The following is a 12,042-nucleotide window of genomic DNA, read 5'->3' on the forward strand; positions in this document are numbered from 1 at the left end:
GGCCCCCGTCGTCCGGACCGCCGCCCCCACGCCCGCAGGTCACCCGGGGAGCCCCGCCGCCGTGCTCCCGACTGGGACAACCGTGGGGCGCCGGGTTCGGGCGTGTCCTGTGGGTCCGGCCGGATCCGGCGAAGATCCGCAGGACACGCCCTAGCGCTCAGGCCGGGATGAGTGCGTCCCACTGGTCCCGGGTCGGCCCGTCGAGCTGCGGCGAGAAGTCCGGGCGGGCGTCCAGCCAGGCGGTGACGTGCCGGTCCACCTCCTCGGAGCCGTAGGCCTCCTCGGCCGACCGCAGGAGGTGGCGGACCTGGGCCCGGGCCCGCATGACGACGGGGTCCTCGAAGGCGCAGGCGGCCACGGCGGCGGCCCGTCGGTCGGGGGGCGGTGCGTCCTCGGTGAGGCGTCGCTCGGTGGCCTGGTCGGCCGTCACCTGCGCGTCGAACAACGGGCGGAGGTGCTCGGTGGTCCAGGCGTGGTAGCCGGTCGGGTCCGCGGCGACCTCGTCGGCGTGGGCGCCGAGGTACTGGGCGGTGCGCAGGGCGAGGGCCGCGCCGTGGCCCAGGGTGGGGTTGGTGTGGATGAGGCTGTCCCCGGCGTTGACCAGACCGGTGACGACGGGTCCGTCCTCGTCGACGAGGGAGGTCCAGCGGTTGTCCAGGCCGGCCATCGCCAGGACGGCGGACTGCGGTTCCGGGTCCAGGTCGAGCCAGGCGGCGCAGGCGGGGAAGCGGCGGGCGGCGGCCTCGAACACGTCGGGGTCGGTGAGCGCGCCGCGGGTCGGGTCGCCCGTGGAGAGCACCACGTTCACCGCGAAGGTGTCGTTGTCGGACGGGAAGACCCCGGCGAGTGCGAAGGCCGCGGCCGAGCCGTTCTGCACCCGGCCCGGGTCGCGCGGGCCGTCGGCCCGCAGCCGGTACCAGCGGCACAGGTAGGCGATCCCGGTGCGGTGGCTGTCGACCACGGGCGGTCGGCAGCCGGCCGCGACCAGCCAGCCGGGAACCTGCGAGCGGCGGCCGCAGGCGTCGACGACGAGGTCCGCGAGGTGCGTCTCCCCGCCCACCCGCACCCCGGTGACCCGGGCGGGGCCGCCCTCCTCGATGACCAGACCGCTGACCCGGACGCCTCGCCGCACTTCGACGGCGGGTTCCCGCCGTACGGCCGCGGTCAGAGCAGCCTCCAGGACGATGCGGCGGGTGCGCAGGGTGACCAGTTCATCGTCGCCGTCCCGGTGTGGCGGATGTTCACCGAACCAGTCGAAGTCGTGGTACTCCCGGGCTCCGCGGGCCAGCAGGTCCGCGTAGACCTCCGGGGCCTCGGTGCGCAGCACGGTGCGCACGGGGGCGAGGAACGAGTGGGGCTGGACGGCCTGCGGGACCCGGGGCCTGTTCCAGTGGTAAAAGTCCTGGTCCGGATCCTCTCCGGCCTGCCGTTCCTCCTGCTCGAATACCGTGACCGTATGGCCCCGCCGACCGAGCATGAGCGCCGTTCCCAGCCCGCCGATACCCCCGCCGACCACCGCAACCCGCGCCAACTGAAGCTCCCCCTCGCGTCGTGTTGCGGACGGAGCCTAGCGCTCGGTGATCTCCGGTCGCGAATCGGGGTCGCGTCAGCGTCCGGCACACCGGCAGGTCGTCGGGGTGTTCGCCGTCGTCGCACCCTCGGGGATTCGGTGACCATGTGTCACCCCCTGTACACGGTGCGCCCGATGTGCTGACATATCCACGTCAATTCCAGCGGGGTCGCGCATGCCGCCCGAACCGGCGCCACGCCGTCCCCGGCTCCGTGGACGATCGAAGGGGAAGCCCATGCTGCTCCGCACGCTGGCCGTCGCGACCGCGGTCTCCGCCACACTGGTCGGCACGTCGACCTTCGGCGGCGACTCGCTCCCGACTCCGCCGGACCGGATCGTCATCGACGTCGCGACGGTCAACGGCTCCGGCTGCCCGGCGGGGACGGCCGCGGTGGCCGTGTCGCCGGACAACACCGCCTTCACCGTGACGTACAGCAGCTACCTCGCCCAGGTGGGAGTGGGCTCGAAGCCGACCGACTTCCGGAAGAACTGTCAGCTCGACCTGCGCGTGCACGTCCCCCAGGGCTTCACCTACGCGATCGCCTCCGCCGACTACCGCGGCTTCGCCCACCTGGAGGCGGGGGCGACCGGCATCCAGCGGGTCGGCTACTACTTCCAGGGCGATCCCGGGACCACCTACCGGAGCCACCGCTTCGACGGCCCGACGGACGACAACTGGCAGGTGACCGACAGTGTCGACGTCGCCGCCCTGGTCTTCGCTCCCTGCGGAGAGGAGCGCAACTTCAACGTCAACACCGAACTGCGCGTCGGCGCCGGCACCTCGGACCCGGCGCACACCACCAGCTTCATGACGATGGACTCGACGGACGGCAGCATCAACACCGTCTACCACCTCGCCTGGAAGCAGTGCCCCTGATCCCCGATCCCCGATCCCGGATTTCTGACCCCTGATCGCCCGACCCAATGGGCCCGCCCCGGCCCCGGCGGAGCCCCGGCCGCCGGGGCCGGGGCGTGTCCGCGCCAGTGCCGGTACCCAGACATGAGCATCCGTCAGGAAATCGATCGCCTTTGCATGCCCATGTCGCTACAGTGCTGCGGTCCCGAATCCCCACCCGGCAGACGGAGCGCCATGACGATCGCACGCAGGTCCATCCTCAAGGGCACGTCGGCGGCCGGAGCCGCCCTGGTCGCGGGCGGTGCGGCCGCCCAGCCGGCCGCGGCGGACGATCCGGCGCCGAGCCCCTTGCTGCAGACCACCCCGCACCGGATCGGGGCGCCCAGCGTGAGCGGAGTGCACCTGCAGTTCGGCACCGACCCCTCCGCCGAGATGACCGTCTCCTGGATCACCCCGCAGTCCGTCCGCCGCCCACTGGTCCGGCTCGGCTCGCCGGACGGCGGCCACGGCCGGGCCGTCGAGGCCGAGACCCGCACCTACCGCGACGCCCTCGGCAAGGACGAGGTGTACGTCCACCACGCCCGGCTCACCGGACTGCGCCCGGCCACCACCTACCTGTACACCGCGGGCCACGACGGCGCGAGCCCCGAGAGCGGCAGCTTCACCACCGCCCCGCGCGGCCGGACCCCCTTCACCTTCACCAGCTTCGGCGACCAGGCCACCCCCGACCTCCGCCGCCGACTCGTCTTCCCCGACGGCATGCCCTCACCGCTCGGCAAGTACCCGGTGTACATGAGCAGCCAGATCGGCTCCCCGCACGCCGCCGACATCGTCGCCGCCGTCGAACGCGTCGGCCCGCTGTTCAACCTGGTCAACGGGGACCTCTGCTATGCCTCCTACAGCGGCCGCCACGGCCAGAGCCGCACCGCCACCTGGGCCGACTGGTTCATCAACAACAGCCGCTCGACCCGGCTGCGCCCGTGGATGCCCTGCGCCGGGAACCACGAGAACGAGAGCGGCAACGGCCCGATCGGCGCCCTCGGCTACCAGACCTACTTCGCCCTGCCCGACTCCACCGCCGACCGCGACGAGGAGACCCGGGGCATGTGGTACGCCTTCACCGTCGGCTCGGTGCGCTTCATCAGCCTCGCCAACGACGACACGGCCATCCAGAACTCCGGCGAGACCTATCTGCGCGGCTACTCGGGCGGCGCCCAACAGCGCTGGTTGGAACGGGAGTTGCGCACGTCCCGGAGCAACCGGGCGATCGACTGGATCGTGGTCTGCATGCACCACCCGATGATCTCCAGCTCCAAGCACGGCTCCGGCAGCGACCTCGGCGTGCGCGAGGCCTGGGGCCCGCTGTTCGACGCCTACGGGGTCGACCTCGTGGTCAGCGGCCACGAGCACTACTACGAGCGCTCCCACCCCGTCCGCGGCACCCTGCCCAACGACACCCGCACCCCGGTGCCCACCGGCACCGACCCCCGCCTCGCCGACACCGGCCGGGGCACCGTCCACATGGTCATCGGCGCCGGCGGAAACGCCGCCACCACCCAGGACGACCTGTTCGACCGGCCCCAGGGCCGGGTGGTCATCGGCCTGGAGGACAAGCCCGCCCCGGGCGCCCCCTACCGGGAGTCGATCTGGCTCACCGAGGACGCGCCGTGGGCCGCCTACCAGGACCGCGTCCACACCCACGGCTTCGCCGCCTTCGAGGTCGACCCCGGCGACCGGCGCGGCGGCACGACCACGATGCGGGTCACCTACTACACCTTCGACGGCCCGCACGGGGACCTCACCCCGGTGGACACCTTCACCCTGCACCGCCGCCGCACCGACGGCGAGAGCGGCGACGAGGACTGAGCCCGGGGCGGGCGGCGGCAGGGCGACCATCGCCCGCCCCCGAAGAGCTCAGCGTCGGAAGAAGCCGGTCAGCGCGTCCCACCAGCTGCGCCGCTGCGCCGGAACGGTGGCCACCGGCGGAGCCGAAGCGGCGGCCGCCGCCCGCTCGGCGGCCTGGAGCTCCTCCGCCGCCAGTTCTGCCGCCAGCTCCGCCTCCGCCACCGACTCCGGGTCCGGCTCGATCTCACGCGGGGTGAACTCCACCGGCAGCGCCGTCAGATGGCGGGAGATCCAGGCCGAGCTCCAGGTCAACTCCTCCTCGGGGACAGCCAGTCGGAGGTCCGGCAGCAGGGTGAGCAGGATGTCGATCCCGGCCTCGGCGACGTGCCGTCCGATGTCCTGCCCGGGGCACTCGTGCGGCCCGGCGCCGAAGGACAGGTGCGAGCGGTTGCCGTACAGCGGGGTGCTCAGATCGGGCCGGACCACCGGGTCGACGTTGCCCGCCGCCAGGCCGAGCAGCAGGAAGTCCCCGGCCTTGATCTGCTGCCCGCCGAGCTCGGTGTCGGTGGTCGCGCAGCGCCCGGCCACCAGCGACATCGGCGGGGAGTCCCAGAGCACCTGGTCGAGTGCCTCGCCCAGGGTCATCTGGCCGCCGGACAGGTGGGCGCGGAAGCGCGGGTCGGTGAGCACCATCTTCAGCGAGTCGGCGATCAGGTTGACGGTCGTCTCGTTGGCCGCCAGCAGCACCACCCGCAGGTGTTCCATCACCTCGTCGTCGGTCAGCCCGGCCGGGTGCGCCAGCAGTCGACTGGTCAGGTCGTCGCCGGGGCGGTCGCGCTTGATCGCGATGGTCCGGCGCAGGCTCGCCACCACGTACTCGTTGCTGGCGATCGCCGTCTCGGTGCCCTTCATCAGGTCCCGTGCGGCGTCCACCAGTTGCGGACCGTACTCGTCCGGCATGCCGATCAGCTTGGTCATCACCAGCATCGGCAGGTGCTCGGCGAACTGGGAGATCAGCTCGGCCCGGCCGGTGGTGCCGATCACCTGGACCAGGTCGGTGGTGAAGCGGCGGACGTGGCGGCGGACGCCGCGCCGGTCGAAGCCGTTCAGGCCGTCCAGGACGGCGCCGCGCAGTCGGCGGTGCTCCTCGCCGTCCGCGAACACGCAGATCGGCTGCCAGGCGACCACCGGCAGCAGCGGGGAGTCGGCCGGGACCTCGCCGTTGCGGAAGGCGTTCCAGCGCCGGGAGTCGCGGGAGAACAGCGAGGGGGTGCGCATCGCGGTGATGTTGGCGCCGTGGCTGAGGATCAGCCAGACCCGGTGGTCGCCGTGCAGCAGTACCGGGGCGACCTCGCCGTACTCGGCGCGCAGCTTCTCGTAGAGGCCCGCAGGGTCGGCCTCGGCGTCCGGGCCGTACAGGCGCCGCAGGCCGCCGGGGCCGATCGGCTCGATGTCCCGGCCGTGGGCCGGGCAGCCGGGCGGCGGGGCGGGGGCGGCGGCGTCGTCGGGGAACGGGGTGGTCACAGGATCTCCGGTCACGAGGTACGGAAGGGAGTGGGGGAGTCAGCCGACGCGCGGGACGGCGAGTTCGTACAGGTAGCGCATCAGCGTCATCAGGGTGTCCCGGCTGGACTGGCGGCTGCGCGCGTCGCAGGCGACGATCGGCACGTCGGCCGGCAGGTCGAGCGCCTGGCGCAGCTCGTCGAGCGGATAACTGGGCGCCTCCGGGAAGCCGTTGACGGCCACCACGAAGGGCACGCCGCGGTCTTCCAGCCGCCCGATCACCTCGAAGCTGACCTCCAGCCGGCGGGTGTCCACCAGCACCACGGCGCCGAGCGCGCCTTCGAACAGGCCGTTCCAGAGGAACCAGAACCGCTCCTGCCCGGGGGTGCCGAAGACGTACAGCACGAGCTTGTCGCTGATGCTGATCCGGCCGAAGTCCATGGCCACCGTGGTCGAGGTCTTGCGTTCGACCCCGGTCGGGTCGTCCACGCCGACGCCGGCCTGGGTCATGGTCTCCTCGGTGGTCAGCGGGCGGATCTCGCTGACCGAGCCGACCAGGGTGGTCTTGCCGACGCCGAAGCCGCCGACGATCACCACCTTGACCGCCGTGGTGACGGTGTCCGGCAGCAGGTCCGCGCTCGCCGGGCCGACGACCGTGTCAGAGCCGCTGAAGTCCATGGATCACCGCCTCCAACAGGGCACGGTCGGGGAGTTCCGCCGCCGGGACGGCGGCGCGGGCCTCGATCAGCCCGTCGTCGAGCAGGTCCGCCAGCAGGACGATGACCACGCTCGTGGGTAGTTCGAGGTAGGCGGAGACCTCCGCCACCGAGAGCGGGGAGCGGCACAGCCGCAGGATGGCCGCGTGCTCGGGCTGCACGGCGGGGGTCGGCTCCGCGCGGGAGACGATCAGGGTGACCAGGTCGAAGACGCCCGGCCCGGAGGGGCCGCTGCGACCCCGGGTGATCACGTACAGGCGATCGGGCTCGGGTCCGTCCCAGCCGCCCTGGCCGGCCGTCATGTCACCGCCTCATTGCGCTCGTTCATGTGTCCGCCCCACCGCCGTAGCGGGCCGGGGGCCGGTTCACGCGACCGCCTCGGGGTTGCGCGGCGGCGTGGACAGGTGCTCGCCGATCCGGTCCACCAGGTCGCGCATCTGGTGGCTCACCAGCCCGGCGTCCACGCCCTCGTCCGCGAGCACCGCGAGGAAGGCGCGGTCGCCGGCCGACATCAGGTAGAAGTAGCCGCCGTCCACCTCGATGACGACCAGCCGCATCGAGCCGTTGCCGTGCGGGAACTCGTGCCCGACCGCGGCGGCCAGGCTCTGCAGCCCGGCGCAGGCCGCGGCGAGGCGGTCGGCGGTGTCCGGGTCGGCGCCGTACTGGGCGATCCGCAGGCCGTCGGCGGACAGCACGATGACGTGGCGCACGTACGGCACGCTGTGTGCGAGGTCGTTGAGGATCCAGTCCATGTTGCTGCGGTGCGGAATCACTGCTCGCCTTTCCCTGCCGTCTCTTCACTGGTCTGTCCGGCACTGCTCTGCTCGGCACCGCTCTGTCCGGCCGGACTCGCCGACGCGCCGGTGCCCTTGTAGCCGTCCATGAACGCCTCCAGCCACAGGCCGGGCTTCTTCTTGGCCGGGCGTGGTGCCTGGGCCGCCGGGCCCGCCGCCGGCCCCGCGGTGGGGCCGTTGGGCTGGGTGGTGCGCGGGGGCGTGGCGAAGGCGGCCCGTCCGGTCGGTCGGCTGCGCCGACGCTGCGGCAGGCCGTTGGCCGTCCGCTCGGTGACGATCACGTCGTCGTCCCCGGCCCCCGGGCCGGAGGTCCCCCACGGGTTGGTGAAGCCGTAGGACGGACCGACACCGGAGGACGGCGCGGCGGTCCGCGCGCCCCAGGGCCGGGAGGGAGCCGCGTGCCGGGGTGGGGTCGCCGGGAGCGGGCGCGGGCCGGAGAAGGCGCCGATGCCGTGCGCCCGCCCGGTCGGGGGAGCGGTGGTGAGCAGTTCCTGCGGCACGACCAGCACCGCGCGCACGCCGCCGTACGCGGAGCGGCGCAGCGACACCTGGAAGCCGTACGCCTGGCAGAGCCGGCCGAGGATGGCGAAGCCCAGCCGGGGGGACTCGGTGAGGTCGTCGAAGTCCTTGGAGACCATCGCCTCACGCATCGAGCGCTCGGCGCGGACCCGGGCCTCGTCGGTGAGTCCGAGGCCGCCGTCCTCGACCTCGATCGCTATCCCGCTCTGCACCTCGGAGGCGCTCAGGTGGACGTGGGTGTGCGGCGGCGAGTAGCGGGTGGCGTTGTCGAGCAGCTCGGCCACCGCGTGGATCAGCGGTTCGACGGCCGGGCCGGTGACGGAGATCTGGGCCACCGGGTGGAGGTCGACCCGCTGGTACTCCAGGATCCGGGACATGCCGCCGCGCAGCACGCTGTAGAGCGCGATCGGCCGGGTCCACTGGCGGCCGGGCCGGGCGCCGGAGAGGACGGCGATGGAGTCGGCGAGGCGGCCGACCAGGGCGTTGCCGTGGTCCAGGCGCAGCAGGTCGTCGAAGACCGCCGGGTCGTTGCCGTGCCGGTCCTCCATCTCCCGCAGGTCCTTGGCCTGCCGGTGGATGATCGCCTGGACCCGGCGGGCCAGGTTGACGAAGGCACGCTCGGCGGAGTCGCGCCGACTGACCTCGTCGTCGACGGCCTGGGCGATGCCGCGCACCACCATCTCCACCGAACCGCGGAACCTCCGGGAGAGCAGTGGGTTCGGTCGCTCGAAGGGCTTGAGCAGCACGTCGATGGAGGAGCCGTACCGGGCCCCACCGACCACCTTGCGCAGCTCGGCCGAGGCCAGCCGCTCGATCTCGTCCTCCTGGCCGGCCAGCTTGCGCTGCAACTCGTCCACCCGTCGGGTGTGTTCGTCGCGCAGTTCGACGAGGGCCCGGCCCCGGCGGGCGGACTCGGCGGTCACCACGGCCACCAGTACGGTGGCGGTGGCCCCGCACCACAGCACCTCGGCGCGGGCCCCGACGGACACCACCACCGCGGCGGCCACCACCGCCGCCGCCATGACGGCGGTGGGCAGCAACCAGCCGAGCAGAGGCGCGGGGCGCCGTCTGGTGGGTGACGATCCAGCTCGAAGCATTCGGCATCCTCAAACGATCGGAACAGAACGGGGACGGGCGACGGCCGGCTCCGGAGGCGTGGTGCTGCAGCATAGCCAAGTTCAGGACAATCCTGACGGAACCTCAAAAATACTGTCCGTCAACCGACTTGTGGCAACTTGCCGGACATGGCAGACATCTCGCACACCAGTCGCAGTCCGGGTGGACCACCGCCCGGCCACCAGGCTTCTCGCCCCGGCGCGCCCGCACCGGCAACCCGGCCGGGATTCGCTCATGTGAAGGGTTTCCGGCCCAAGTTGCCGCGCGCGGCGGTGGGTTCGTGCTAAATGCCGCTCGCGGTGGCCCGCCGTCACTCGTGCGGGGGACCTCGGGCCCGCGTTCGGCGCGACGCAACACTCGTTGCCTCTGAGAGCAATGAGTGTTGACGATTCGCGTGCCCGGTCCCTACAGTGCGGGCCATGAACACGGACGATCTCGGTCAGCGGGTGGCGGACGATGTGGCCGATGGGGGAGGACTGGCCGGCCTGCGGCGCCTGTCCGGGGTGATCGCGGCCCTGGAGGAACGGCGCACCGGCCTGGTCGAGGAACTGCGGCGAGGGAAGGCCGCGACCTGGGAGGAGATCGGCCGGGCCTGCGGAATGACCCGCCAGGGCGCGACCCGGCGCTGGGCCGGGCGGCTGCAGGCCCGCTCCTTCGGCGTCGCCGCCGACTCCTACCAGCACGGCCGCCCCGGCTACCCGCAGGCGCTGATCGGCTCGGCGGTGCCGCGCGAGGCCCGCAAGGTGCTCGATCTCGGCGCCGGGACGGGCAAGTTGACCCGGCTGCTGGTCGAAGCCGGCCTGGACGTGGTCGCGGTCGAACCCGACGAGGGCATGCGCGCCCGACTCGCCGCCGCCGTACCCAAGGCGGCCGTCCGGGCAGGCTCGGCCGAACGCATCCCGCTGCCGGACGGCAGCGTGGACACGGTGGTGGTCGCCCAGGCCTGGCACTGGTTCGACCAGGCGGCCGCCGTCCCCGAGATCGCCCGGGTGCTCGCCCCCGGCGGAACGCTCGCACTGGTGTGGAACGTCCGGGACGAGTCCCAGCCCTGGGCCGCCGAACTCGGCGCGCTGATGCACCGGTCCACCCGCCAGCGGATCGACACCGCGCCGCTGCTCCCGGCCCCGTTCGGCCCGCCCGAGCGACTGGAGATCCGCTGGGAGCACCCCACCACCCCCGCCGGGATCATCGACATGGTCGCCTCGCGCAGCTACGTCATCGCCCTGCCCGAGGCCGAGCGCGCCTGCCTGCTGGCCGATGTGGAACAGCTGCTCGCCACCCACCCGGACCTGGCCGGCCGGGAGCGGATCGCCATGCCGTACCTGACGAGGTGCACCCGTGTCCGTCTCGGCTGAGCCCGTGACCGTCCGCCGCCTGGGCCGGGCGGACGCCGAAGCGTACCGGGCCTTCCGGCTCACCGCTTTGCGGGAGACGCCCAGCGCCTTCACCTCCAGCCACGCCGAGGAGAGCGCCAAGCCGCCGGCCGCCACGCTCCAGCGCCTGGCCGAGGCCGAGGACGGGCCGGGCGCCCTGCTCGGCGCCTTCAGCGGCGACGGCACGCTGCTCGGCACCGCCGGGCTGCGGGTCCACCGGCGTGACCAGGAGCGGCACAAAGCCACCCTGTACGGCATGGCGGTGGCACGCGCCGCCGGCGGGCGGGGGACCGGCCGCGCCCTGGTCGAGCGGGTGCTCGCGACGGCCGTCGAGGACGGGCGGCTGCGCCAGGTGCTGCTGACCGTCTCGGAGGGCAACGAACCGGCGCTGCGGCTCTACACCTCCTGCGGGTTCGAGGTGTGGGGTCGGGAGCCGCGGGCCGTCCTGGTGGACGGGCAGGCGGTGGTCAAGCTGCACATGGTGCGCCTGCTGGACTGACGCGAGATCGGGCCCGGCCATCCGGTTACGCCGGGTGGCCCGTCCGGCTTTGATCACCCAGCATCAGGTGGGACATTGGGGGTCGCGCCCGGTCCCGCCCGCCGGCGCCGGGGATCCACCGGAACATGCCTCCGAACGGAGTCGTGATGTCTCTTCTCGCGTCACTGACGGCGACAGCGTCGTCCTCTGCCTCGGTGTGGGAGATCCTGGGCTGCGTCGCGGGTGCCGGCGGTCTCGGCGGCCTGGTCAACGCACTGCTGAGCGACACCAAGCTCGCCCTTCCATGGATGAAGCGCGGCATCCTCCAGCCGGGATTCCTCGGGAACGTCCTCCTGGGAGCCTTCGGGGCCGTCGTCAGCTGGGGACTGTACGGCCCGCTCAAGGACACCGTCATCCTCGGCGCGCATCCGCCGACCGAAGCTCCGGCGGCCCTGACCGTCACCGCCCTGGTGGGAGCGGCGCTGACCGGAGTCGGTGGAGCCAGGGTGGTCACGTCCGAGGTCGACAAGCTGTTCCTGCGGAAGGCCAGCATGAACGCCGCCATCGTGCCGACCGATCCCGGACTCGCCAACACCCTGCGCACGGCGACGCCCTCCGAGGCCGCCGCCACCGCCGAGGACAAGGCGCGGATCACCTTGAACCAGCCCTCGCCGGGGACCGGGCCGACCCTGCCCCCGCCCGCCTGACCTCCAGGCGGGCTGAGCCGGGGAGGCTGAGCTGGGGGGTTGAGCCGGGGAGGCCGAGCTGGGGGGCTGACAATTGTCATGGTGCGACGGTGTGCCAGCACACTGCCGGGCGGGCCGGCCCCGCGGCCACGATGAGGGCATGACCTCAATCGACCTGTACCACCCCGACACCCGTCGGGCCTTCCGCACCGTCCGGCGGTTCGTGACCGCCTACCTCGGCCTCAGCGTCCTGACGCTGGCGGCCGCCTTCGCCCTCCGCTCCCACACCGACGTCGTGACCCCGGCGGTCTGGATCCGCGGCACCATCGTCGTGGCCGGCGCCGCCGTCACCCTGCTGCTCGCCGTCCGCGCGGCCGGCGGCTCCCGCGGCGCCTTCCGGCGGCTGCGGATCCTCTCGACCGTGATGATCGCCGCTATCGTCGCGATCATCGCCGTGCCGGGGACCTTTCCGGTCTGGATGAAGATCGAACAGGGACTGTGCGGCCTCGCGCTGCTGGGTGTGGCCGTGGTGATCAACGGACGGCAGCTGCGTACGCTGTTCGCCACGCTCTGACAGGGGGACGCG

At 72.9% G+C, this 12,042-nt stretch carries 12 protein-coding genes; 6 read left to right on the forward strand and 6 right to left on the reverse strand.

The features are described from left to right. Positions 1-157: 157 nt before the first annotated feature. Positions 158-1,531 carry an NAD(P)/FAD-dependent oxidoreductase gene (locus ACZ3UD_RS25410; RefSeq protein ID WP_465591986.1) on the reverse strand — a complete coding sequence of 458 codons (1,374 nt, stop codon included), beginning with the start codon at positions 1,529-1,531 and terminating at the stop codon, positions 158-160. A gap of 274 nt (positions 1,532-1,805) precedes the next feature. On the opposite strand from ACZ3UD_RS25410, the gene ACZ3UD_RS25415 reads away from it, so the two are divergent. After that, positions 1,806-2,447 (forward strand): DUF4360 domain-containing protein, encoded by a 642-nt coding sequence (locus ACZ3UD_RS25415; protein ID WP_465591989.1) that lies wholly within the window; start codon positions 1,806-1,808, stop codon positions 2,445-2,447. 213 nt (positions 2,448-2,660) lie between these two features. After that, complete coding sequence (locus tag ACZ3UD_RS25420) at positions 2,661-4,292, forward strand: purple acid phosphatase family protein (protein WP_465591992.1); 1,632 nt, start codon at positions 2,661-2,663, stop codon at positions 4,290-4,292. A gap of 48 nt (positions 4,293-4,340) precedes the next feature. On the opposite strand, the gene ACZ3UD_RS25425 is transcribed toward ACZ3UD_RS25420, so the two are convergent. From ACZ3UD_RS25425 to ACZ3UD_RS25445, 5 genes are all read right to left on the reverse strand, one after another. After that, the gene (locus ACZ3UD_RS25425) at positions 4,341-5,795 is read right to left on the reverse strand and encodes a cytochrome P450 (protein WP_465591995.1); all 1,455 of its coding nucleotides are present in this window, start codon (positions 5,793-5,795) and stop codon (positions 4,341-4,343) included. 39 nt (positions 5,796-5,834) lie between these two features. Further along, entirely contained in the window at positions 5,835-6,452 is a 618-nt protein-coding gene (locus ACZ3UD_RS25430) for a GTP-binding protein (RefSeq protein ID WP_465591998.1), read from the reverse strand. Next, entirely contained in the window at positions 6,433-6,792 is a 360-nt protein-coding gene (locus tag ACZ3UD_RS25435) for a DUF742 domain-containing protein (protein WP_465592001.1), read from the reverse strand. The genes ACZ3UD_RS25430 and ACZ3UD_RS25435 overlap by 20 nt, the downstream gene beginning before the upstream one ends. Positions 6,793-6,855: 63 nt before the next feature. Continuing rightward, positions 6,856-7,242 carry a roadblock/LC7 domain-containing protein gene (locus ACZ3UD_RS25440; RefSeq protein WP_380616702.1) on the reverse strand — a complete coding sequence of 129 codons (387 nt, stop codon included), beginning with the start codon at positions 7,240-7,242 and terminating at the stop codon, positions 6,856-6,858. A gap of 17 nt (positions 7,243-7,259) precedes the next feature. Continuing rightward, the gene (locus tag ACZ3UD_RS25445) at positions 7,260-8,843 is read right to left on the reverse strand and encodes an ATP-binding protein (RefSeq protein WP_465592005.1); all 1,584 of its coding nucleotides are present in this window, start codon (positions 8,841-8,843) and stop codon (positions 7,260-7,262) included. Between the two features lie 495 nt (positions 8,844-9,338). Between ACZ3UD_RS25445 and ACZ3UD_RS25450 the strand changes: the two genes are divergently transcribed. From ACZ3UD_RS25450 to ACZ3UD_RS25465, 4 genes are all read left to right on the forward strand, one after another. Further along, entirely contained in the window at positions 9,339-10,274 is a 936-nt protein-coding gene (locus ACZ3UD_RS25450) for a class I SAM-dependent methyltransferase (protein ID WP_465592008.1), read from the forward strand. After that, on the forward strand, positions 10,258-10,791 hold the full coding sequence (locus ACZ3UD_RS25455; protein ID WP_465592011.1) for a GNAT family N-acetyltransferase: 534 nt from the start codon (positions 10,258-10,260) through the stop codon (positions 10,789-10,791). The genes ACZ3UD_RS25450 and ACZ3UD_RS25455 overlap by 17 nt, the downstream gene beginning before the upstream one ends. A gap of 146 nt (positions 10,792-10,937) precedes the next feature. Beyond that, positions 10,938-11,477, forward strand: coding sequence for a hypothetical protein (locus ACZ3UD_RS25460; RefSeq protein ID WP_465592014.1), 540 nt, complete (start codon positions 10,938-10,940; stop codon positions 11,475-11,477). 139 nt (positions 11,478-11,616) lie between these two features. Continuing rightward, positions 11,617-12,030, forward strand: coding sequence for a hypothetical protein (locus ACZ3UD_RS25465; protein ID WP_465592017.1), 414 nt, complete (start codon positions 11,617-11,619; stop codon positions 12,028-12,030). Positions 12,031-12,042: the final 12 nt, after the last annotated feature.

Source organism: Kitasatospora sp. NPDC023118, from assembly GCF_055560875.1.

What these genes read in the sequence shown, in the direction of transcription:
- ACZ3UD_RS25420 (WP_465591992.1), top strand. Translation starts at nt 2,661, where the DNA reads ATGACGATCGCACGCAGGTCCATCCTCAAGGGCACGTCGGCGGCCGGA.
- ACZ3UD_RS25430 (WP_465591998.1), bottom strand. Translation starts at nt 6,452, where the DNA reads ATGGACTTCAGCGGCTCTGACACGGTCGTCGGCCCGGCGAGCGCGGAC.
- ACZ3UD_RS25460 (WP_465592014.1), top strand. Translation starts at nt 10,938, where the DNA reads ATGTCTCTTCTCGCGTCACTGACGGCGACAGCGTCGTCCTCTGCCTCG.
- ACZ3UD_RS25465 (WP_465592017.1), top strand. Translation starts at nt 11,617, where the DNA reads ATGACCTCAATCGACCTGTACCACCCCGACACCCGTCGGGCCTTCCGC.
- ACZ3UD_RS25450 (WP_465592008.1), top strand. Translation starts at nt 9,339, where the DNA reads ATGAACACGGACGATCTCGGTCAGCGGGTGGCGGACGATGTGGCCGAT.
- ACZ3UD_RS25415 (WP_465591989.1), top strand. Translation starts at nt 1,806, where the DNA reads ATGCTGCTCCGCACGCTGGCCGTCGCGACCGCGGTCTCCGCCACACTG.
- ACZ3UD_RS25440 (WP_380616702.1), bottom strand. Translation starts at nt 7,242, where the DNA reads ATGGACTGGATCCTCAACGACCTCGCACACAGCGTGCCGTACGTGCGC.
- ACZ3UD_RS25435 (WP_465592001.1), bottom strand. Translation starts at nt 6,792, where the DNA reads ATGACGGCCGGCCAGGGCGGCTGGGACGGACCCGAGCCCGATCGCCTG.